The 20764-nt window shown below is 66.2% G+C and carries 21 protein-coding genes; 13 read left to right on the forward strand and 8 right to left on the reverse strand.

Annotated features, from left to right (window positions below; all coding sequences use genetic code 11):
• Positions 1–43: 43 nt before the first annotated feature.
• On the reverse strand, positions 44–685 hold the full coding sequence (locus BJA_RS10810) for a TetR/AcrR family transcriptional regulator (protein ID WP_171463838.1): 642 nt from the start codon (positions 683–685) through the stop codon (positions 44–46).
• 240 nt (positions 686–925) lie between these two features.
• Between BJA_RS10810 and BJA_RS10815 the strand changes: the two genes are divergently transcribed.
• Genes BJA_RS10815 through BJA_RS10825 form a run of 3 tightly spaced genes read left to right on the forward strand, consistent with a single transcriptional unit; the run spans position 926 to position 4729 of the window.
• Complete coding sequence (locus BJA_RS10815) at positions 926–1423, forward strand: (2Fe-2S)-binding protein (RefSeq protein WP_011085005.1); 498 nt, start codon at positions 926–928, stop codon at positions 1421–1423.
• On the forward strand, positions 1420–2475 hold the full coding sequence (locus BJA_RS10820; RefSeq protein ID WP_011085006.1) for an FAD binding domain-containing protein: 1056 nt from the start codon (positions 1420–1422) through the stop codon (positions 2473–2475). The genes BJA_RS10815 and BJA_RS10820 overlap by 4 nt, the downstream gene beginning before the upstream one ends.
• Entirely contained in the window at positions 2468–4729 is a 2262-nt protein-coding gene (locus BJA_RS10825; protein WP_011085007.1) for a xanthine dehydrogenase family protein molybdopterin-binding subunit, read from the forward strand. Before BJA_RS10820 ends, BJA_RS10825 begins: the two co-directional genes overlap by 8 nt.
• Positions 4730–4797: 68 nt before the next feature.
• Here BJA_RS10825 and BJA_RS42225 read toward each other — a convergent pair whose 3' ends face one another.
• Together BJA_RS42225 and BJA_RS10830 are read right to left on the reverse strand one after the other, a co-directional pair.
• Complete coding sequence (locus tag BJA_RS42225; protein ID WP_165448138.1) at positions 4798–4950, reverse strand: hypothetical protein; 153 nt, start codon at positions 4948–4950, stop codon at positions 4798–4800.
• 187 nt (positions 4951–5137) lie between these two features.
• Positions 5138–5686, reverse strand: a complete 549-nt coding sequence (locus tag BJA_RS10830; RefSeq protein WP_011085008.1) for a cupin domain-containing protein — start codon at positions 5684–5686, stop codon at positions 5138–5140.
• A 148-nt stretch (positions 5687–5834) separates the two neighbouring features.
• Between BJA_RS10830 and BJA_RS10835 the strand changes: the two genes are divergently transcribed.
• Entirely contained in the window at positions 5835–7163 is a 1329-nt protein-coding gene (locus BJA_RS10835; RefSeq protein ID WP_039185890.1) for an aspartate aminotransferase family protein, read from the forward strand.
• Between the two features lie 70 nt (positions 7164–7233).
• Positions 7234–8499: a D-amino acid dehydrogenase gene (locus tag BJA_RS10840; RefSeq protein ID WP_011085010.1), complete on the forward strand. Its 1266-nt coding sequence runs from the start codon at positions 7234–7236 to the stop codon at positions 8497–8499.
• 97 nt (positions 8500–8596) lie between these two features.
• Here BJA_RS10840 and BJA_RS10845 read toward each other — a convergent pair whose 3' ends face one another.
• Positions 8597–9256 (reverse strand): helix-turn-helix domain-containing protein, encoded by a 660-nt coding sequence (locus BJA_RS10845; protein ID WP_038966513.1) that lies wholly within the window; start codon positions 9254–9256, stop codon positions 8597–8599.
• 181 nt (positions 9257–9437) lie between these two features.
• Here BJA_RS10845 and BJA_RS10850 point away from each other — a divergent pair, with 181 nt between their 5' ends.
• The 4 genes from BJA_RS10850 to BJA_RS10865 are packed head-to-tail and all read left to right on the forward strand — an operon-like array spanning position 9438 to position 12911.
• Positions 9438–10202: an ABC transporter substrate-binding protein gene (locus BJA_RS10850; RefSeq protein WP_011085012.1), complete on the forward strand. Its 765-nt coding sequence runs from the start codon at positions 9438–9440 to the stop codon at positions 10200–10202.
• 28 nt (positions 10203–10230) lie between these two features.
• A complete protein-coding gene (locus BJA_RS10855; protein ID WP_011085013.1) occupies positions 10231–10884 on the forward strand; it encodes an amino acid ABC transporter permease in 654 nt (217 codons plus the stop codon).
• Entirely contained in the window at positions 10881–11612 is a 732-nt protein-coding gene (locus BJA_RS10860; protein ID WP_011085014.1) for an amino acid ABC transporter ATP-binding protein, read from the forward strand. Before BJA_RS10855 ends, BJA_RS10860 begins: the two co-directional genes overlap by 4 nt.
• A gap of 12 nt (positions 11613–11624) precedes the next feature.
• Positions 11625–12911: an NAD(P)/FAD-dependent oxidoreductase gene (locus BJA_RS10865; RefSeq protein ID WP_011085015.1), complete on the forward strand. Its 1287-nt coding sequence runs from the start codon at positions 11625–11627 to the stop codon at positions 12909–12911.
• Positions 12912–12962: 51 nt separating this feature from the next.
• Here the strand turns inward: BJA_RS10865 and BJA_RS10870 are convergent, their stop codons facing one another.
• Together BJA_RS10870 and BJA_RS10875 are read right to left on the reverse strand one after the other, a co-directional pair.
• The gene (locus BJA_RS10870) at positions 12963–13193 is read right to left on the reverse strand and encodes a hypothetical protein (RefSeq protein WP_162494060.1); all 231 of its coding nucleotides are present in this window, start codon (positions 13191–13193) and stop codon (positions 12963–12965) included.
• A gap of 193 nt (positions 13194–13386) precedes the next feature.
• On the reverse strand, positions 13387–14976 hold the full coding sequence (locus BJA_RS10875) for a gamma-glutamyltransferase family protein (RefSeq protein ID WP_038966515.1): 1590 nt from the start codon (positions 14974–14976) through the stop codon (positions 13387–13389).
• Between the two features lie 143 nt (positions 14977–15119).
• On the opposite strand from BJA_RS10875, the gene BJA_RS10880 reads away from it, so the two are divergent.
• A complete protein-coding gene (locus BJA_RS10880; RefSeq protein WP_011085018.1) occupies positions 15120–15893 on the forward strand; it encodes an enoyl-CoA hydratase-related protein in 774 nt (257 codons plus the stop codon).
• An 85-nt stretch (positions 15894–15978) separates the two neighbouring features.
• Here the strand turns inward: BJA_RS10880 and BJA_RS42230 are convergent, their stop codons facing one another.
• Both BJA_RS42230 and BJA_RS10885 read right to left on the reverse strand, forming a co-directional pair.
• Positions 15979–16155 (reverse strand): hypothetical protein, encoded by a 177-nt coding sequence (locus tag BJA_RS42230; RefSeq protein ID WP_165448139.1) that lies wholly within the window; start codon positions 16153–16155, stop codon positions 15979–15981.
• A gap of 9 nt (positions 16156–16164) precedes the next feature.
• Positions 16165–16398 carry a DUF6894 family protein gene (locus BJA_RS10885; protein ID WP_028175186.1) on the reverse strand — a complete coding sequence of 78 codons (234 nt, stop codon included), beginning with the start codon at positions 16396–16398 and terminating at the stop codon, positions 16165–16167.
• A gap of 207 nt (positions 16399–16605) precedes the next feature.
• Between BJA_RS10885 and BJA_RS10890 the strand changes: the two genes are divergently transcribed.
• From BJA_RS10890 to BJA_RS10900, 3 genes are all read left to right on the forward strand, one after another.
• Positions 16606–18678: a PQQ-dependent sugar dehydrogenase gene (locus BJA_RS10890; RefSeq protein ID WP_011085020.1), complete on the forward strand. Its 2073-nt coding sequence runs from the start codon at positions 16606–16608 to the stop codon at positions 18676–18678.
• On the forward strand, positions 18635–19573 hold the full coding sequence (locus tag BJA_RS10895; RefSeq protein ID WP_063921405.1) for an SMP-30/gluconolactonase/LRE family protein: 939 nt from the start codon (positions 18635–18637) through the stop codon (positions 19571–19573). The genes BJA_RS10890 and BJA_RS10895 overlap by 44 nt, the downstream gene beginning before the upstream one ends.
• Before the next feature lie 125 nt (positions 19574–19698).
• Entirely contained in the window at positions 19699–20724 is a 1026-nt protein-coding gene (locus BJA_RS10900; RefSeq protein WP_011085022.1) for a histone deacetylase family protein, read from the forward strand.
• The last annotated feature ends 40 nt before the right edge of the window (positions 20725–20764 follow it).

Below are 20764 nucleotides of genomic sequence, written 5' to 3' on the forward strand. Positions count from 1 at the left end.
GGCGGCCTTGATCCTAGCACGATTTTGCAGAACGCGGGACGCGCTATCGCTTCCGCTTGGGCGCCGGCGTCGCGGGCTTGGCGGCGGAGCGCGCCTTGGCCTTCGCGCCGGGCTGCACGCGCAGCCCGTCGACGAACACGTCGAGCATGCGCAGCACCGAGGATTGCCAGCCGGGCTGGTCGTGCATGTAGCACATGCCGATCAGAGCCCTGAGCAGGTCTTCCGGGCTGACATCGGCACGCATCTCGCCGGCCGCGACGGCGCGGTCGAGCAGCGAGCCGATCGCCTTGGTCAGCCGGTCCATCGAGAAGGCCGCAAGTTCCGACGAGCTCTGGAACGTCAGCGCCAGCGCCGCCGACATGCCTTTTTTCGTGGCCACGAATTCGACCCCGGAACGTAGCCAGCGGCGCAGCGCGTCGACCGAGTCCTTCGCATTCTTCAACTGCTCGGCAAGCTCGCTGAGCTGCTCGACTTCGCGCCGGTATACCGCCTCGAACAGATCCTCGCGCGTCGGGAAATGCCGGTAGAGCGTGCCGATGCCGACGCCGGCGCGTTTCGCCACGGCCTCCAGGCTCGCCTCCGGACCGCCCGCGTTGAACACGGCCTTGGCCGCCTCGAGCACGCGCTCGCGATTGCGCACGGCATCGGCGCGGGGCTTTCGGGTCTGGTCGGTGTGGTCGTCCATGCCGGCAATGTAGATCACGAATTGGTTAGATTGAACCCTTGGCTAGCTGCATCGCGTTGTCTGCGCATGGGCTTTTGACGAATTCCAAATATTTTTCGGCGGCCCTTGTTAAGCGGAGGGTGCCTCCGTATCTTCGCTGGGATGTTGCCCGGCTTCGTCCGGTCAACGCTGGAATCGACGGCGGCCACGGCGGTGGCGCGCCGCGCGATCACTCATGTCCATATCTGATCGGAGCCTTGTATGAACCACTCCATCAGCCTCACCGTGAACGGTGCGCGGCGCGACTTCGTCCTCGACGATCCGCGCGTCACGCTGCTCGATCTCCTGCGTGAGCGCCTCCATCTGACCGGAACCAAGAAGGGATGCGACCGCGGCCAGTGCGGCGCCTGCACCATTCTCGTCGACGGCAAACGCATCAATTCCTGCCTCGCGCTCGCCGTCAGCCATGACGGCGCCGACATCCTCACTATCGAGGGCGTCGCGCGCGGCGACCAGCTTCACCCCGTGCAGGCCGCCTTCATTGCCCATGACGGATTTCAGTGCGGCTTTTGCACGCCCGGCCAGATCATGAGCGCGATCGGCATGATGCGCGAGGCCCAGGCCGGCGACGATCCCGAACGCATCCGCGAATGCATGAGCGGCAATCTCTGCCGCTGCGGCGCCTATGCCGGCATCGTCGATGCCGTGCGCGAGGCGCAAGAACGCATGGACGAATCCAATCAGAGGCGCTCCGCATGAAGCCGTTCGATTATGTCAGGCCGGCCACGGTTACTGAAGCCGTTGCCGCCGCCGGCCAGCCGGGCGCTGCCTATCTCGCCGCCGGCACCAATCTGCTCGATCTGATGAAGGGGGGCGTGAGTCGTCCGGATCGCCTGGTCGATGTCACGCATCTCGAAGGGCTCGACGCAATCGAGCATCTCGCCGACGGGTCGCTGCGTATCGGCGCGCTGGTGAGCAACGCCGATCTTGCGCATGACCCGGATTTTGCAAAGGCCTATCCGGCCGTCGCCGAAGCGCTACTCTCCGGGGCTTCGGCGCAACTGCGCAACGCTGCGACCGTCGGCGGCAATCTGCTGCAACGGACGCGCTGCGCATATTTCTACGACACCGCCAGCCGCTGCAACAAGCGCGAGGCGGGCAGTGGCTGCGACGCCCGCGACGGCGAGAACCGCACCCATGCCGTGCTCGGCTGGAGCGAGAGCTGCATCGCCACGCATCCCTCGGACTTCTGCGTGCCCCTGGTCGCACTTGACGCCATCGTCGAGATCGAGGGCAGGAGCGGCCGTCGCGAGATCGCACTGGACGAACTGCATCGCCTGCCCGGCGATACGCCTCAGCGCGAGGCCGCGCTCGAACCCGGCGACCTGATTGTCGCGGTGCGCCTGCCGGCTGCGGCGCGCAGCTTTGCGGCGCATGCGCGCTACCTCAAGGTTCGTGAGCGCACATCTTACGCCTTTGCCGTCGTCTCGGCCGCCGCTGCGTTGCAGATCGAGAACGGCAAGATCAGGGAGGCGCGGCTCGCGCTCGGCGGCGTTGCCGCAAAGCCCTGGCGTGCCCGCGCAGCGGAAGACGTGCTCAAGGGTGTCGCGCCCACGGCCGACGCCTTCCAGGAAGCCGCCTGGCGTGCGCTCACCGACGCAAAGCCGTCCGGCGACAACGCCTTCAAGATCGAGCTCGCCCGCCGCATCGTCGTGCGCGCGTTGACTCTCGCCGCCGCCGGTACGCCGGCGCGCCTGCCGGCGCTGCCGGCCTCTCCCTTTGCCTCGACCTCCGGAGCCATCCATGCCTGAGCTCAATCTCACCAGCGCTCCCGCCCATCTGCGCCACGGCTCGAGCATCGGCCAGCCTCTGACCCGGCGCGACGGCCTCCTCAAGGTCAAGGGTCAGGCGACTTATGCGGCCGACAATCATCCGCCCGGGATGCTGTTTGCGGTGATGGCGGTCTCGAGCATTGCGCGCGGCCGCGTGGTCTCGCTCGATGTCTCTGCTGCCAAGCGCCATCCCGGCGTCGTCGACGTCATGACACCAGACCACAAGCCGCCACTCGCGATCGACCCCGAGATCAAGACCAACCCGTTCGTGTTCCGGATGGAGGTGCTGCAGAGCGACGAGGTCCGCTACGCCAACCAGCCGATCGCCGTCGTGATCGCCGAGACGCTGGAAGCGGCAACGGAAGGCGCGGTGCTGCTGGCGCCGCGCTATGAGGCGCTGCCTGCGCTCGTCGGCCTCGATGCCGGCGAGAGCTACGTGCCGCCCGTCGTCGGCGTCGGCAATCCCACGGAAAGCCACCGCGGCGATGTCGAGGCGGGCCTTGCCTCGGCCGAGAAGCAGATCGATGCGGTCTACGAGACGCCGCCGCAATATCACAATGCCATGGAGCCGCATGCGATCGTGGCCAGCTGGGACGGGGACAATCTGTCGGTCGACATGCCGACCCAGGGCCTGATGCTCTCGCTCGGGCGCATCGCCGAGCTGTTCGGCATTGCGCCTGACAAGATCCACATCCGCAGTCCGTTCCTCGGTGGCGGTTTCGGCTCCAAGGGGCTGATGTCCGGCCCGCCGACCCTCGGCATCATGGCTGCCAAGCTCGTCGGCCGGCCGGTGAAGCTCGTGCTGCGCCGTGAGCAGATGTATGGCCCGGTCGGCCATCGCGCACCGACCCGCCAGCGGCTGCGCATCGGCGCCGACGGCGAGGGGCGCCTGACCGCGCTCGATCACCATGCGCGGACCGTGTCGAGCACGTTCGACGATTTCTACGAGCCCGCCGCCGATGCCTCGCACACGCTCTATGCGGCGCCTGCGATCCGCACCTCGCACGATGCCGTGCGCGTCAACACCGGTACGCCGCTGTTCATGCGCGCGCCGGGCGAGGCGACCGGTTCGATTGCGCTCGAGAGTGCGATCGACGAGATGGCCTGGGCCTGCGGCATCGATCCGCTCGCCTTCCGTCTGAAGAACTACGCCGAGGTCGAGCCGATCACGGGAAAGCCGTTCTCATCCAAGGCGCTGCGTGCCTGCTACGCGCAGGGCGCCGCGCGCTTCGGCTGGGCCAAGCGCTCGCTCCAGCCGCGGCAGATGCGCGACGATGCCGGTCTTCTGGTCGGCTGGGGCATGGGCACCGCGACCTTCCCGGCGCTGATGTTCCAGGCGGAAGCGCGTGCCGCGCTCCGCCGCGACGGCACCGGTGCAATGGAGATCGGCGCGCATGACATGGGGCAGGGCGCCTGGACGGCACTCGCCCAGATCGCAGCCGACGGTCTCGGCCTCGATATCGATCGCGTCACGTTCAAGGCCGGAACGTCCGACCTACCCGACGCCGGCATCGCCGGCGGCTCGGCGCACACGGCGACCGCGGGCGCTGCGATCCACAGCGCCGGCGCGGCCGTAATTGCTAAGCTCGCCGCTCTCGCCACCGGCGACGAGCGCTCGCCGCTGTTCGGCGCCGGCAATGCCGGCGTGGTCGCGCGCGACGGAAAGCTGTTCCGGCGTGACGACGAGAGTCGCGGCGAGAGCTATGCCGAGATCCTCGCGCGTGCCGGTGTCGCGGAGGTCGAGGCGCGTGGCACCGGCGCGCCAAATCCTGCGGCGATGGAGGAGTATGCCATGCACGCCCATGGCGCGGTGTTCGCGGAGGTGAAGGTCGATCCCGAGCTCGGCCAGGTCCGCGTCACGCGCATGGTCGGCGCCTTCGCGGCGGGGCGCATCGTCAATCCGCATCTCGTGAAGAGCCAGCTGTTCGGCGGCATGATCTGGGGGATGTCCTTCGCGCTGCACGAGGAGGCCATCACCGACCGCCGCAGCGGCCGGATCATGAATGCCAATCTCGGCGAGTACCACATCCCCGTGAATGCCGACGTGCCGCCGCTCGACGTCATTACTGTCGAGGAGCACGACCCGCATGTGAATGCGCTCGGGATCAAGGGCGTCGGCGAGATCGGCATCACCGGCAGTGCGGGCGCGGTCGCCAACGCCGTCTGGCACGCGACCGGGGTGCGCGTGCGCCGCTTCCCGATCCGGATCGAGGAATTGCTGACGCAGTCTTGAGCGCTGCGGCGATGTCAACGAGAGCCGGGCGGAGAATCGCCGCGCGGCTCTCGCCCCGCGTCGAAGCGTCAGTTCATCTTCCGCCGGAGGGCCTTGATCGCCTCTCTCTGCGTCTCGATGTATGCGGCGATGGCCTCGCGCAGCTCGCGCGAGTGGAGCTTGTCGGCATCGCGCCGAACTTCGTCGAGCGCGGCTTCTGCATTGGCGAGCGTGATCTTCATCGGCGAGCCCTGTTACGAAGCGGCCCCGGAGTGCCTAGGAGTCCGGGGCCATAACCTCAGCACCTCTGCGCCAGGCTGCTCGGCTACGGTTCGTAATATATAGAGGTTCGGCTCGCGGAAATTGAGATGGCTCAAGCTCCGTAGGAAACCGGTGGCTCCGTAAGATCCCGGAGGAATTTGATCGGCGTCAAAACGTCGGCGGCGTACACGCCGAGATCACTTCGCACGGCTTGCCGCCGACGCAGCGGAAGCGATGCGGGCGGCGGCTCTCGAAATAATAGGCATCGCCGGGATTGAGGATGCGGCGCTCGTCCTCGACGGTGACTTCGAGCTTGCCTGAAATCACGATGCCGCCTTCCTCGCCGTCATGGACGAGATGCACGCGTCCGGTGTCGCTGCCGGGCTCGTAGCGCTCCTTCAGAATCTGCAGGCTGCGGCCGAACAGATTGTCGCCGACTTGCCGATACGAGATCGGCTTCTTGCCGACCTCGGTCAGCTCTTCGGCGCGATAGAAGATCTTGCGCCGGCTCTCCGGCTCCAGTGCGAAGAACTCGGCGAGCCCCATCGGGATGCCGTCGAGGATGCGCTTGAGCGCGCCGACCGACGGGTTCATCTGGTTGGATTCGATCAGCGAAATCGTCGAATTGGTGACGCCGGCGCGCTTGGCAAGCTCGCGCTGCGACAGCTTCTGGCGCGCCCGGATGAATCGCAGCCGTCCACCGATGTCGACGCTCATGCCCCTGGTCCCTGTTGCAGGTGTTGCGGATCGCGCAAATATGGACCAGCGGCCCCAGTGAAATCAATGGCTTGCAGGTTACCAGAAAAGGACTTGTTGCGCCTTGGAAGCCGTGCCTCTGCTATCCCGTCAGCAAAGGAGCGCGGCCGTGACCCTTCATCAGATTCCGAACACTATCAAGACCGACTCGTTCTGGATGCCGTTCACGGCCAACCGGCAGTTCAAGAAGGCGCCGCGCCTGTTCTCCTCGGCCGAGGGCATGCACTACACCACCGTCGACGGCCGCAAGGTGATCGACGGCTCCGCTGGCCTCTGGTGCGTCAATGCCGGCCACGGCCGCAAGCAGATCGCCGCCGCCGTCGAGCGGCAGCTGATGACGCTGGACTTCGCGCCCACGTTCCAGATGGGCCATCCGCTGGCGTTCGATTTCGCCGAGCGGCTCGCCGAGATCGCGCCGAAGGGCCTCGACCGGATCTTCTTCACCAATTCCGGCTCCGAGTCGGTGGACACCGCGCTCAAGATCGCGCTCGCCTATCATCGCGCCACCGGCCAGTCGAGCCGCACCCGCCTGATCGGCCGTGAGCGTGGTTATCACGGCGTCGGCTTCGGCGGCACGTCGGTCGGCGGCATGGTCGCCAACCGCCGCGCCTTCGCGACCCTGCTGCCGGGCGTCGACCATATCCGCCACACCCACGATCTCAGCCGCAACGCCTTCGCCAAGGATCAGCCGGAGCATGGTGCCGAGCTCGCCGACGATCTCGAGCGCCTGGTTGGCCTGCACGGCGCCGAGACGATCGCCGCCGTCATCGTCGAGCCGGTGCCGGGTTCGACCGCGGTGCTGCCGCCGCCGAAGGGCTATCTGCAGCGCCTGCGCGAGATCTGCGACAAGCACGGCATCCTGCTGATCTTCGACGAGGTCATCACCGGCTTCGGCCGCCTCGGCACGCCGTTCGCCGCCAACTTCTTCGGCGTCACGCCGGACCTGATGACGACGGCCAAGGGCATCACCAACGGCACCATTCCCTGCGGCGCGGTGTTCGCGAGCCGCAAGGTGCACGACGGGATGATGGTCGGCCCCGAGAACCAGATGGAGCTGTTCCACGGCTACACCTATTCGGCGCATCCGACGGCCTGCGCCGCCGGCATCGCGACGCTCGACATCTACAAGGACGAAGGCCTGCTCACGCGCGGTGCGTCGATCGCCGAATACTGGCGCGATGCGCTGCATTCGCTGAAGGGCCTGCCGAACGTCGTCGACATCCGCAATTGCGGCCTGATGGGCGCGGTCGAGCTGGCGCCGCGCGCCGGCGTGGTCGGTGCGCGCGGTTACGACGTGATGGTCGACTGCTTCAACACCGGCCTCTATTTGCGCATGAGCGGCGATAGCTTCGCGATGTCGCCTCCGCTCATCGTCGAGAAGAGCCATATCGACCAGATGGTCTCGATCCTCGGCGACGCCATCAAGAAGGTGGCCTGATAATTGCTCTCGCCGTTGCGAAAGTTCTTCTTGCAGCGGCGAGCGTGATGCCGCGGGAGTTTGACGAAGCGTGAAAGTTCTGATCCTCGGCAGCGGTGTCATCGGTGTCACCTCTGCCTACTACCTTGCGGGTGCTGGCCATGACGTGACGGTCGTCGACCGTCAACCGGAGCCGGCACTGGAGACCTCTTTCGCCAATGCCGGCGAGGTGTCGCCCGGCTATTCCTCGCCTTGGGCTGGGCCCGGCGTGCCGGTGAAGGCGGTCAAGTGGCTCTTGATGAAGCACGGCCCGCTGGTGATCCGGCCGAAGCTCGATCCGGTGATGTGGGTCTGGCTGCTCAAGATGCTGCGCAACTGCACCAGCGCGCGCTACGCGGTCAACAAGAGCCGGATGATCCCGATCGCGGAATACAGCCGCGACTGCCTGCGCGACCTGCGCCGCGACATCGGCATTCAATATGACGAGCGCTCGCAGGGCACGCTCCAGCTGTTCCGCCACCAGGCGCAGCTCGACGGCACCGGCGAAGACATCGCCGTGCTCAAGCAATATGGCGTGCCCTTCGAGGTGCTGGGCCGCGAAGGCTGCATCGCGGTCGAGCCGGCGCTCGCCGGCGTGAAGGAGAAGTTCGCCGGCGGACTTCGCCTGCCGCAGGACGAGACCGGCGACTGCCACATGTTCACGCAGGCGCTGGCCAAGCATGCCCAGGCGCTCGGCGTGCGCTTCATGTTCAATACCGGCATCGACCGCATCGTCACCGACGGCGCACGCGTCAGTGGCGTCGTGACCAGCGCCGGCGTGTTGCAGGCCGACGCCTACGTCCTGGCGCTCGGAAGCTGGTCGTCGCGGCTGGTTGCGCCGCTCGGCATTTCGCTGCCGGTCTATCCGGTGAAGGGATATTCGATCACGGTGCCGATCAAGGATGCCTCGGGCGCGCCGGAATCGACCGTGATGGACGAGAGCTACAAGGTCGCGATCACGCGCCTCGGCAATCGCATCCGCGTCGGCGGCACTGCCGAAATCTCGGGCTTCTCGAGCAAGCTCTATGACGCCCGCCGCGCCACGCTGGATCACTCCTTGACTGATCTGTTCCCGCGCGGCGGCGATCTGTCCAAGGCGACGTTCTGGAGCGGCCTGCGTCCGATGACGCCGGACGGCCCGCCCGTGATCGGCCCGACGCAATACGCCAATCTCCACCTCAACACCGGACACGGCACGCTCGGCTGGACCATGTCCTGCGGTTCGGGACGGGTGCTCGCGGACATGCTGTCAGGCAAGAAGCCGGAGGTCGACGTCAGCGCGCTGACGGTGGATCGGTACGCGCACCGGTTCGGGTGATTGACGCTGTCATTCCGGGTCGATGCGAAGCATCGAATCCGGAATCTCGAGATTCCGGGTTCGCCTCTTCGAGGCGCCCCGGAATGACGGCAATTGACTACCCCGCCCCCGTCACGCAATTCACCCACAGCACCACGGCCTTGGCATCCTGCGCCGGATTGGAAAACCGGTGCGGCCGGCGGCTGGCGAAGCGAAAGCTGTCGCCCGTCTTCAGCGACCACGTCTCGCTGTCCACCGTCAGCATCATCTCGCCATCAAGCACGAGGCCGGCTTCCTCGCCGTCGTGGGTGTAGAGCTCGTCGCCCGCGGAGCCGCCGGGATCGATGTGCACCAGGAACAGGTTGAGCCGGTTGTCGCTGCCCGCGGCGCTCAGCAATTGCTTCGAAATTCCGCTGCGCCAGAGTTTCAGTTCCGGCCGCTGAAGCCCGCGCGTCACCACCTGGTCGGAGGCACCGTCGGCACTTGGGTTCGAACCGAACAAAGCCGCCATGCCGACGCCGAGCACGTCGGAGAGCGTTGCCAGCGCGCGCAGCGACGGCGACGACAGGCCGCGCTCGATCTGGCTGAGGAAGCCGATCGACAGGCCGGTGCGCGCGGCGACCGTTTCCAGCGAGAATTGCCTGACGCGCCTGATATCGCGGATGCGGCGGCCGACCGCGACGTCCATCGCGGGCTCGGCCGGCTTGGTCATCGCCTTGGCCGGCACCGTCTTGGCCTTCAGCTTCCTGGCCGGCTTTGCGGCGGCCGGTTTGCGCATTCTTTTGCCACCGCTCACGTCAAGCCGCTTCCTTCATGTGCATGAAAACCACTTGCATCACCTGCGAAAGTGTGACCAAATTTTCATATTGGTGAAAATAGGCCGAAACGGCTTGGCCCGCAACGTCTGCGATCAAGACATCTGCGAGCGCCGCTAGCGGCCGGACCCAAAGGGGGATGCGATGGCGTTGAAGCGTTTTGTCCAGGCCGCAGTCGCGGCGCTCGCGATTGCCGGAGTCGTGCCGGCCTCCGCGCAGCAGGTGCTGAAGGTCGGCTCGACGCCGACGGGCATTCCCTTCACCTTCCTCGACACCAAGACCAATACCATCCAGGGCATCATGGTCGATCTCATCACCGAGATCGGCAAGGACGCCGGCCTCAACGTGCAGATCGAGCCGATGTCGTTCTCCGCGCTGATCCCGTCGCTGACCTCGAGCAAGATCGACATCATTGCGGCCGCGATGTTCATCACGGCGCCGCGCAAGGAGGTCGTCGACTTCTCCGACCCGATCTACACTTATGGCGAAGGTCTGGTGGTGCCGAAGAACGACACCAAGGCCTATGCCACGCAGGACGACCTGAAGGGCGAGACGGTCGGCGCCCAGGTCGGCACCGCCTTCGTCGACGCGTTGAAGAAGTCCGGCCTGTTCGCCGACGTCAAGGCCTACGACACCATTCCCGACATCCTGCGCGACGTGAACACCGGCCGTCTCAAGGCCGGCTACGCCGACTATCCGATCCTCGCCTACAACCTGAAGCAGGGCGGCTTCCCCGAGGTGCGGCTCGTCGACAGCTACAAGCCGGTCACGGTCGGCTCGGTCGGCATCGGCGTGCGCAAGGGCGACAGCGCGCTGCTCGGCAAGATCAACGCCTCGCTGGCCAAGCTCAAGGCCAACGGCACCATCGACAAGATCCTCGAAAAATGGGGCCAGAAAGCCCAGGGCTGATGGTTAGAGGCTGATCGAAGGCTGCCCGATGAAAGGCTTTTGGCACGACGCTGCCGAGTTCTTCCCGATCCTGATGAGCGGCGTCGCGCTGACGATCGTCGTCACCATCGGCTCGCTGCTGCTCTCGACGGTGCTCGGCCTGATCTGGGCGATGATGCGGGTCTCCGGCATCAAGGTCCTGTCGATGCTCAGCGCCAGCCTGATCAACGTGATCCGCGGCATCCCGATCATCGTGCTCCTGTTCTACCTCTACTTCGTGATGCCCGATCTCGGTGTCACGCTGTCGGCCTTGCAGGCCGCCATCCTCGGGCTCGGCATCGCCTATTCGGCCTACCAGGCGGAAAACTTCCGCGCCGGCATCGAGGCGATCGACAAGGGCCAGATCGAGGCGGCGCAGTCGATCGGCATGGGCTGGTGGCTCACCATGCGCCGCGTGGTGCTGCCGCAGGCGGTGCGCATCGTGCTACCTCCCTACGGCAACGTCATGATCATGATGCTGAAGGATTCGTCGCAGGCCTCGACCATCACGGTCGCCGAGCTTGCGCTGCAGGGCAAGCTGATCGCGTCCTCGACCTTCAAGAACACCAGCGTGTTCACGCTGGTGGCGCTGATGTACCTGACCATGAGCATTCCGCTGATCCTGCTGGTCCGTCACTTCGAAAAGCGGGCGGGCAAGAAATGATCGAGCTCACCGACGTTCACAAGAGTTTCGGCAAGGTCGAGGTGCTCAAGGGCATCACGGCGAAGGTCGAGAAGGGCGAGGTGGTCTGCATCGTCGGCCCGTCCGGCTCCGGCAAGTCGACCATCCTGCGCTGTATCAATGGGCTGGAAAGCTACGATCGCGGCGAGATCAATGTCGAAGGATTGAAGGTCGACCGCGATGCGCCGTCGATCGTGAACGTCCGCACCCAGGTCTCGATGGTGTTCCAGCGCTTCAACCTGTTTCCGCATCGCACGGTGCTGGAGAACGTGGTCGAGGGCCCGCTCTACGTGAAGAAGGAGGCGCGTGCGCAAGTGCTCGAGCGCGGCCGCGCGCTGCTCGCCCAGGTGGGCCTCGCCGAAAAGGCCGACGCGCACCCGCCGCAGCTTTCCGGCGGCCAGCAGCAGCGCGTCGCGATCGCGCGCGCGCTCGCGATGCAGCCCAAGGCGATCCTGTTCGACGAGCCGACCTCGGCGCTCGATCCCGAACTCGTCGGCGACGTTCTCGGCGTGATGCGCAAGCTCGCCGACGACGGCATGACCATGGTCGTCGTCACCCACGAGATGGGCTTCGCCCGCGACGTCGCCGATCGCGTGCTGTTCATCGACGGCGGCGTCATCGTCGAGCAGGGGCCGGCCAAATCGGTGCTCAACCAACCCCAGCACCCGCGCACGCAGGATTTCCTGCGCCGGGTGCTGCATCCGCTCTGATCGGTCTTCGCCATGACTGCGCGCCTGCCTCTGCCGCCCTCGATTTATGCTGACACCGCCGTTGCGCCGGTCGCCACGCCGCCGCTCGACGCCGACAAGACCGTCTCCGTCGCGATTATCGGCGGCGGCTACACCGGCCTGTCCACCGCGCTGCATCTGGCGGAGCAGGGCGTCGAGGCCTTGGTGCTGGAGGCGCAGGAGCCGGGCTGGGGCGCGTCCGGCAACAATGGCGGCCACACCAATCCCGGCCTGAAGCACGATCCCGACCAGATCGAGGCCGATTTCGGCACTGAACTTGGCCGCCGCATGATCGAGTTCTCGTACGGCACGCCGAATTTTACGCACGAGCTGATCCGTCGCTACCAGATCCCGTGCGAGGCGCGGCAAAACGGAACGCTGCGTGCGGCCTATAACGAGGCCAGTGCCGCTGCGATCGAGAAGACGGCGCAGCAATGCATCCGCCGCGGCATGCCGGTGACATATCTGAACCGCGAGCAGCTGCGCGAGATGACCGGCACCGACCGTTATATCGGCGCCATGCTGGACGCGCGTGGCGGCGACCTGCATCCCCTCAGCTATGCCCGCGGTCTCGCGCGCGCCGCGATCTCGGCGGGCGCGAAGGTGCATGGCGAGACGCCGGCGCTGTCGCTGCGCCGCGACGGCGCGCATTGGCGCATCGAGACGCCGCGCGCGGTGGTTCGTGCAGAAAAGGTGCTGCTCGCCACCAATGGCTTCACCGATGATCTCTGGCCGGCGCTTCGCCGCACCATCGTGCCGGTGTTTTCCTCGATCGTCGCCTCCGCGCCGCTCTCCGAGGAGGTCGCCCGCTCGATCATGCCGACGCGTCCCGTGCTCTACGAGAGCGGCCACATCACGGTCTACTACCGCATCGACCAGCACAACCGCCTCCTGATGGGCGGCCGCGGCCCGATGCGCTGGATCAGCTCGCCGTCGGATGTCGCCTATCTCATCCGCTATGCCGAGCGGCTATGGCCGCAGCTGAAGGGCGTCGCCTGGACCCATGGCTGGAATAGCCGGCTCGCGATCACCAAGGACCACTATCCGCATGTGCACGAGCCCGCCGAAAGTATCCTGATCTCGCTCGGCTGTAACGGCCGCGGCGTCGCGCTCTCGACCGCGATGGGCGCGCAGCTCGCCCGCCGCCTGATCGGCGGCGCCAAGGCCGAGATCGACATGCCCGTCACCGGCATCAAGCCGATCCCGATGCACGCGTTCTGGCCGGTGGGGGTGACGACCGCGGTCATCACAGGGCGCGTGCGGGACCGGCTCGGCATATGAAGAAGGCGCCGCCTTGTCAGGGGCGGCGCCTTGCAGGAATTGCAGATCGCGTCAGCAGCGGCCCTGCTTCCACAGTCCGGGCGGGCACCCGTGACCGCGCCAGCCGACCTTGCGTCCATGCGACCATCCGGGCGGCGTGCCATCGTAATGATGGCCCATCGCGTGGCCGTAACCGTGGCCGTAACCGTGGCCGTGACCATGACCACCCTTTGCAAACGCAGGGTTGGTCAGTGTGAAACCCGCCGCAATGATCAGCGACGCGGCGAGCGCAAGTTTCTTCATCATGTTCTCCAGTGGGGCGAGCGCACTTGTCCGATCAATGAACGGACTGTGCGCAGCTAAGTTCCCTGCAAATGTGGAGGAGTCGTGACGCTCGCGGAGATGCGCGATCGCGCATCGGCTCAACGCGTGCTGGCACATCCGCGCTTGCGACGTGCCCGCGGTTCACCGCTGGCACGCTCTCTCGTAAACGGACTCAGGCCTCCGCCACCGCATCGGCCCATGGCTGGAAGATCTCGACCGCGCCGAAATTGACCTCGCCCTCGCGCATCACCACGCTCGGGCAGGCGAATTTCTGCGGCAGCGCCTGCACCCGGCTCTCTTCATAGTCGAAGCGTGCGGCCAGCGCCTTGCGTGTGTCTGCCGGCAGTCTGACATCGCCGATCACGACCGCGCCCTCGCTGGCGTCGATGCGCGGCTGGTGGATCGCCGCGTCGAGGTCCATGCCGAAATCCATTGCGAAGGATGCGAGTTGCATCACCGCGGGCAGGATGCGGCGGCCGCCGGAGGCGCCGATGGCGAGACGCTTGCCGTCCCTGGTCTCGGCGATGACGGGCGTGTAGTTGGTGAGGCAGCGCTTGCCCGGAGCGAGCGAGTTGGTGGTGCCGGGCGTCGGATCGAACCACATGATGCCGTTGTTCATGGCGATGCCGGTGTGCGGCGTCACGTATTTCGAGCCGAAGGACGAAAGCAGTGTCTGCGTCACCGCGGCGACATTGCCGTGGCGGTCGACGACGGAGAAATGCGTGGTGCAGGCTGGTGCCAGATATTCGGCGCCGAGCGAGCGCTTGCCGTCGGCATCGCCCATGTCCTTGAGCCGTTCGCGATAGGCAGCTTGCAGGGCGAGCGCATATTCGGCGTAGGTGGCGGCATCGGGTGCACCTGCCGGTTTCAGATTTTGCTGCAACAGGCGCAGCGCGTGCGCCAGCGTCGGTCCGGCGGTGAGCTCCGGCGTCGCAAACACCTTGCCGCCGCGATAGGGGATCGCCAGCGGCTCGCGCAGATGGGCGCGGAATGCGGCGAGGTCCTCGACCGACAGCGAGCCGCCGTCGGCCTTGATGTCGGATGCGATGCTTTTGGCGAGATCGCCCTGGTAGAAATCACGCGGTCCGGCTTCGGCGAGGTGCGATAGCGTTGCCTTCAGCTTGTCCTGCGACAGCCGCGTCTCGGACTTGATGCCCCATGGCGCGGTCGGCGGCAGGCCGTCCTTCAGGAACGCCGCCGCGCTCGCGGGATAGCGCCGGAGGTCAGCCGCCGAGCTTGCGATCGTCAGTGTGGTCCACCAATCGGCCAGCAGGCCTTCGCCGGCGAGCGCGGCGGCCGGCGCGACCAGGTCCTTCCACGGCAGTTTGGCGTGGCGGCGATGCGCTTCCTCCATGCCGGCGACGACGCCGGGCACGGCGATCGCGCCGGGGCCGTGAATGTTGCGATCGTCCTTCACCCGCGGCCAGGGAAAGAGATCGGACGCTGCGCCTTCGCCGCTGAGCGGATAGTCCGCGACGCGCAGGCTCTGCGGGGCGCACATGCCGTAGTCGATCACCTCGGTGCGATTTTCCCTGGCGCGGTAGAGCACCATCGCGCCGCCACCGCCGATGCCGCTGTTCCAGGGCTCCAGCACGTTCAGCGCCATGGTGGTCGCGACGATCGCGTCGACGCAATCGCCGCCCGCGGCCAGCACTTGCGCGCCCACTTCGGCAGCCCGGCGCGATTGCGCGGCGACGATACCGCCCTTGGTCTTGACGGCAGGCTTGCGGACGGTTTGGGCGAGGCTGAACTGATGAGGCATGATGCGGTCTTGTGTCTGTCTTCGCTGGTCTTGGCTTCGGTGGACTTGGCTTGGTGGTGCCGACTTGAAAAGCTCCGCATTTGGCGAAGCGCGCGGACAATGGCACATTGCAGCCAACGAGAACATCCAAAGGGAGAAGCGGCATGGCTGGTGTGAAACAGGCGCGGGATGGCGCGGTCGGAATCCTGACGCTGGACGAGCCGGCGAGCCTGAACGCGATGACGCCGGACCTGCTCGGCGCGCTGGCTGCCGCCGTCGGCGGCATGACACAGGACGAGGGTGTTCGCGCGCTGATCCTCACCGGCGCCGGGCGCGGCTTCTGCTCGGGACAGAATTTGAAGGCCTCCGAGGCGCTCGGCGAGGACATCGCCGCCGGCGTGATGCGCTTCTACTGGCCGGCCTTCAAGGCGCTCCGCGAATGCCGCGTGCCCGTCGTCGTCGCCGTCAACGGGGTGGCGGCCGGCGGCGGCTTCAGCCTCGCGATGGCCGGCGACATCATCGTCGCGGCGCGGTCGGCGAGCTTCATCCAGGTGTTCAGCCGCATTGCGCTGGTGCCCGATCTCGGCTCGACCTGGCTGCTGCCGCGCCTGGTCGGCCGGCAGCGGGCGCTCGAGCTGATGCTGCTCAACGAGCCGCTGACGGCGGAACGCGCCCAGGAGATCGGCCTGGTGCGGCAGGTCGTCGACGACGAGAAGCTGATGGGAGAGGCGCTGGTGCTGGCGCGCCGTCTCGCGGAGGGCCCGACGCGCGCTTTGGTCGCAACCCGCGCGCTGGTCGAGGAGAGCGAGCACGCGACCTATGAGGCCCAGTTCCGCCGCGAGATCGAGCTTCAGGCCATGATCCGGAAAAGCGCCGACGCCATCGAGGGCCGCGATGCCTTCGTCGAGAAGCGCAAGGCGAAGTTCACCGGGCGGTGAGGAGCCCAAGACGTCAATGCCCGGGACCTGCCCGGGCATAGCGAGTTTGGAGAACCGGTTTGCCGCAAGCGGCGAGACGACAGCTTCAGAGCGCGCGGTTCAGCCGGCTGGCCTGATACTTGGCGCGCCATTTCGGGCCGGGGCCGCGCATGTAGTGCAGCTCGGGGCGGTAGGGGTCGCCGGCGACCCTGACCAGCGTCAGCCATTTGGTGGCGACGAAGTTCAAGGGCTGGCGGAGCAGGCTCAAGGACGCGATCAGCATGGCATCACCTCAATGCGGCTTGCCGAGCATGGCGGTGAAGGGGAGGTCGAAAATCTCCTCGCCGTCGTCGCCGCTGACATGGATCACCCAGTCGCGCCAGTCTTCCGCACCGGGCGTCAGGATCATCGAACGCATGATCTGGGCGGCGCGGTCACGTGCCTCGGTCAGATTGGCTACCGCCGTGCCGTACCGATCGATCAGCGTGCCTTCGGTATTCGAGCAGTGGAAATACATCTGAACCATACACGCCTCCTGTAGAAAGCGATTGGGACGGCAAACCGATACCATCGGAAACGGTCGAAAAATATTCGGGTCGAGCCCGGTAAGGGAATCTACGGAGGTTGGTCGGCACCAAGGTCGTTACAGGTTTAATCACAGGCGGGTGATCGGCAACTGGACGGAGCGCAGGCGGCATGGAACAACCCTGGACGATACGTCCGGGAGGCCGCTGTGAACGACTTCACATTCCGCTGTGAACGCCCGAGCCTGCGCTTGTTTGCGGCGGCCGTCGTCGCAGTGCTGCTCGGCCTGGCCCCGGCCTCGTCCGAGTCGGTCAGGAAAAGCGGCTATGCGATCGGCACGGAAAGCTGCGGCAGCGGCGATCTCGCTTTTCCAAGACTCCAGATCGATATGAAGGCGGGATTTTGCGCCGGCCTCGTCGCCAGCGAGGAGGATCGCCTCAAGTTTCCGCGTTCGATCGTCCAGGTGCCCGGCCGCGACCTGTTCGTGGTCGCCGACATGGGGGGCTGGGGCCACACCGATGGGCGGCTGCTGCTGCTCGATCCGCATGCGCCCCCGGGGCAGCGATTCAAGGAACTGCTGACCGGCCTCGAATATCCGTTCGGCCTCGTGATCGGCCCGGACAGGAAGCTCTACGCCTCGACCGCGGAGGCGATCTTCCGGTTCGATCCGCTCGCGGACAATCCGCGCGGTACGGTCGAGACCATCATCCGTCACATGCCGGGCCGCCGGATCACGCTGCCCGACGGCACCAGGCTCGACGAGAGTGCGCATCCGCTCAAGCAGTTCGTCTTTGACAGGAACGGCCGGCTGTTCGTCAATGTCGGCTCGCACAGCGACGACTGCATCACGCCTGCGCCGATCACAAAGCCCTGTGCGGCGGCCGAGGGCGCCTCCGCGATGGCCGCGATCTGGCTGTTTACGCCGCCGTCAGGCGGCGTCTTCCCGGCATTGAGGCCGAACGACCCTGACCCGCCGCACACCGTCTACGCGCGTGGCCTGCGGAACTCGATGGCGCTGGCGCTGCATCCGAATTTCCCCGATGCCGGCTATGCCTTCCTGCAAGGCGAGAACGGCCGCGACCTGCCCGACATCTTCAAGCCCAACGAGGAGATCAACGCGATCGAGCAGGGCAGGCACTATGGCTGGCCCTATTGCTACGACCTGTCGACGCCGAGCCCCGAGTTCAGGAGCGTGCTGCAATCCGGGACCTACAAGTCGCTCTGCACGGCCAATGCGCTCTACAAGCCGCCGTTCTCGCTGCTGCCGCCGCACGGCGCCCCGCTCGCGATGCTCTATTATCACGGCGCGAAATTCCCGGAGCTCGAGGGCAAGCTGCTGGTCGGCCTGCATGGCTATCGCCCGACCGGCAGCCGTGTGCTCGCCTACGATGTCGACGACCACGGTTTTCCCAGGCCGAGCCCGGCGCCGGTGCGCTACCATGTCAGCTGCGCGGCTGATCCGACCCACAGCTTCCAGACCGACGCCGGCGAGGTCGCTGCCGCGCCGTTCGAGGAACTGATTGCAGGCTGGCACCGCGTCAACGGCGCGCGGCCGCAAGGCGCGCCGGTCGGCATGACGGTCGCCGAGGACGGCGCGATCTGGCTGGTCGAGGACAAGAACCAGACGGTGATCCGCATCGACCGTGCCGCGGGCGACGCGCCTCAGCCGCTGCCCTGCGACACGCGCAGCCAGGCGATGATCGACCAGCTCGCGGCCTTCATCGCCAGGGACGCGCAGAACAGCGTTCGCCTCACCACGCTGCGCAAGGGCCTCGTCGAGAAGCATTGCCTCGGCTGCCATTCGGATTTCGGCCTGAAGGCAGGACAGTCGGAAGCGGAGAAGGATGCGACGGTGCTCCGCTTCATGCTGTCGCAGGACGGCTGGATCTATCCGGGCGACCCCGATTCCGGCAGGCTGCGGACGCGCCTTCGCGGTCTCGGCGCCGAGAAGCTGATGCCGCCGGGCGGCGAAAGCCTGCCGAAGACCGAGCCCGGTTACGCACGCCTGCTCGATACCGCTGACCTGCTCGTTGCCAGAATGGTTCCGGGAACGCGGATACGGATCAAGGCCGGTCCGCCGCAACGCAGGTTCTTTGGCAAAACCAACAAGGAATGCGGCGAAATACCGGCTGCCAAGGTCGTTGTCGTGACACAAAGGAGCGCTGTAGACAAACCCGGCTTCAGCCGATTCTTCCGGCCGGCCGATCCCTATCTGAATGGCGAGTGCACCGACGACGATGGCTATTACATCCGGCAGGAATTTCTGGTGCCTGTGCAGTAGCATCTTGCTCATCGCGGCGCCGTCCGCTGCTGCCGAAACCAAGCTTTTCGACAGCGTGCAGGTCACGCCCGCCAGCGAATACACTTTCGGCATCGAAGGACCCGCCGCCGATCTCGACGGCAATTTGTTCGTCGTCAATCTCGGCAAGGCCGGCACCATCGGCAAGCTGCCTGCGGGCGCTGCGGCTTCGGAGCTGTTCACGACGCTCCCCGAAGGCAGCGTCGGCAACGCGATCCGTTTCGATCGGAGCGGCGCGATGTTCATTGCCGATTACAAGAAGCACAACATCTTCACCATTGCGAAGGGAAGCACCGAACCTGCAGTCTGGTTTCACTCCGACGAGATGAACCAGCCCAACGACATCACGGTCGCGCGCGACGGCACGGTCTATGCGAGCGATCCGAACTGGAAGGGTCGCGAGGGCCACATCTGGCGCATCGCGAAAGCCGCTGACGGAACGGTGCAGGGGCAGGTGATGCCGGCGCCCCGCGCGATGGGCACCACCAACGGCATCGATCTCAGTCCGGATGGCAAGACGCTCTATGTCGGGGAATCCAGCAGCGGGCAGATATGGTCCTACACGATCAGCGGCAACGAACTCACCGGCGCAAAGCTGGTGAAGTCGTTTCAGCCCGACACCGTCGACGGGCTGCGCACCGACGTTGCCGGTCGCCTCTACGTCGCGCGCATCCTCAAGGGCACGATCGCGCTGATGAAACCCACTGGCGCGGTCGAGCGCGAGATCGCGCTGAAGGGCAAGGAACCGACCAACCTCGCCTTCGGCGGCAGCGACGGCAAGACCGTCTTCGTCACGCAGCGTCAGGGCGGCTTTGTCGAAGCCTTCCGTACCGATCAGCCGGGCCGCGAGCACTGCCTCCAGCGCGGGCGCTGCTGAGCATCAGGCGCGATCTGCTTGCGACGCAGAGCGGTGCGACAGAGGCGGCATTCTTCTTGCTTGCATCTGGCCGCCGCAGCGATCAAGAATCTGTGGCACCGTCAAAGCGACCACGGAGTGTTTGAGTGAAAGCCGTCCATACCGAACTGCACCGCAGCCATGATCCGCAATTCTTCCTGGTTCGCGGTGTCGTCAAGCGCACCACCGAGCAGCCCGAGCGCGCCGACCGCCTGCTCAAGGGGTTGAAGGACGGCAAGCATCAACTGGTCGAGCCGACGACATTCGGGCAGGGACCCCGCGCGCGCATCCACAGTCCGGAATATCTGTCGTTTCTGAGCGAGGCCTGGGACGCCTGGACCGCGCTCGGCGATTCCGGCCCCGAGATGATCGGCAACATCCATCCCGTGCGGCATGCCGCGACCTATCCGACCCACATCGTCGGCAAGCTCGGCTGGCACACGGCCGACACCGCAGCGCCGATCGGCCCGGGCACCTGGGCCGCGGCCTGTGCTGCGACGGATGTTGCGGTCACCGCCGCGCAGATGGTGATGGATGGCGAGGACGCGACCTACGCGCTCTGCCGTCCGCCCGGCCATCACGCCTATCGCGACATGGCCGGCGGCTTCTGCTTTCTCAACAACAGCGCGATTGCAGCCGCGCATCTGCGGCTCAAGCACGAGCGCGTCGTGATCCTCGACGTCGACGTCCACCACGGCAACGGCACGCAAGGCATCTTTTATGCGCGGCCGGACGTGTACACGGTGTCGATCCATGCCGATCCTGTCGCATATTATCCTTATGTCTGGGGCTATGCGCACGAGCGCGGCGAAGGCCCGGGCCTCGGCACCAATCTCAACATCCCGCTGGCGATCGGCACCGGCGACGACGGCTACATCCAGGCGATGGATGTCGCGCGCAAGGCGATCGAGTCCTTTGCTCCCGGCGCCCTCGTCATCGCGCTCGGCCTCGATGCCTCCGAGCACGATCCACTGAAGGGCCTTGCCGTTACCACGCCGGGTTTCCGCCGTATCGGCCAGGCCATCGCCAGGATGGGCCTGCCGACCGTGTTCGTGCAGGAGGGCGGCTATCTCTCGGAGATCCTGGGTGCGAACCTGACCTCGGTGCTGGCAGGGTTTGAAGAAGCGCGGTGATATCTTCGCCTCTCCCCGCGTGCGGGGAGAGGCCGGAATT

This window comes from Bradyrhizobium diazoefficiens USDA 110, from assembly GCF_000011365.1.
Taxonomy (GTDB): domain Bacteria; phylum Pseudomonadota; class Alphaproteobacteria; order Rhizobiales; family Xanthobacteraceae; genus Bradyrhizobium; species Bradyrhizobium diazoefficiens.

Coding starts and splice junctions, on each gene's coding strand:
- BJA_RS10870 (WP_162494060.1), bottom strand. CDS start 13,193: ATGAAGAAACTTGCGCTCGCCGCGTCGCTGATCATTGCGGCGGGTTTC.
- BJA_RS10810 (WP_171463838.1), bottom strand. CDS start 685: ATGGACGACCACACCGACCAGACCCGAAAGCCCCGCGCCGATGCCGTG.
- BJA_RS10820 (WP_011085006.1), top strand. CDS start 1,420: ATGAAGCCGTTCGATTATGTCAGGCCGGCCACGGTTACTGAAGCCGTT.
- BJA_RS10895 (WP_063921405.1), top strand. CDS start 18,635: ATGGCTATTACATCCGGCAGGAATTTCTGGTGCCTGTGCAGTAGCATC.
- BJA_RS10830 (WP_011085008.1), bottom strand. CDS start 5,686: ATGAGCGTCGACATCGGTGGACGGCTGCGATTCATCCGGGCGCGCCAG.
- BJA_RS10815 (WP_011085005.1), top strand. CDS start 926: ATGAACCACTCCATCAGCCTCACCGTGAACGGTGCGCGGCGCGACTTC.
- BJA_RS42230 (WP_165448139.1), bottom strand. CDS start 16,155: ATGCTGATCGCGTCCTTGAGCCTGCTCCGCCAGCCCTTGAACTTCGTC.
- BJA_RS10845 (WP_038966513.1), bottom strand. CDS start 9,256: ATGCGCAAACCGGCCGCCGCAAAGCCGGCCAGGAAGCTGAAGGCCAAG.
- BJA_RS42225 (WP_165448138.1), bottom strand. CDS start 4,950: ATGAAGATCACGCTCGCCAATGCAGAAGCCGCGCTCGACGAAGTTCGG.
- BJA_RS10855 (WP_011085013.1), top strand. CDS start 10,231: ATGAAAGGCTTTTGGCACGACGCTGCCGAGTTCTTCCCGATCCTGATG.
- BJA_RS10825 (WP_011085007.1), top strand. CDS start 2,468: ATGCCTGAGCTCAATCTCACCAGCGCTCCCGCCCATCTGCGCCACGGC.
- BJA_RS10850 (WP_011085012.1), top strand. CDS start 9,438: ATGGCGTTGAAGCGTTTTGTCCAGGCCGCAGTCGCGGCGCTCGCGATT.
- BJA_RS10880 (WP_011085018.1), top strand. CDS start 15,120: ATGGCTGGTGTGAAACAGGCGCGGGATGGCGCGGTCGGAATCCTGACG.
- BJA_RS10865 (WP_011085015.1), top strand. CDS start 11,625: ATGACTGCGCGCCTGCCTCTGCCGCCCTCGATTTATGCTGACACCGCC.
- BJA_RS10875 (WP_038966515.1), bottom strand. CDS start 14,976: ATGCCTCATCAGTTCAGCCTCGCCCAAACCGTCCGCAAGCCTGCCGTC.
- BJA_RS10885 (WP_028175186.1), bottom strand. CDS start 16,398: ATGGTTCAGATGTATTTCCACTGCTCGAATACCGAAGGCACGCTGATC.
- BJA_RS10860 (WP_011085014.1), top strand. CDS start 10,881: ATGATCGAGCTCACCGACGTTCACAAGAGTTTCGGCAAGGTCGAGGTG.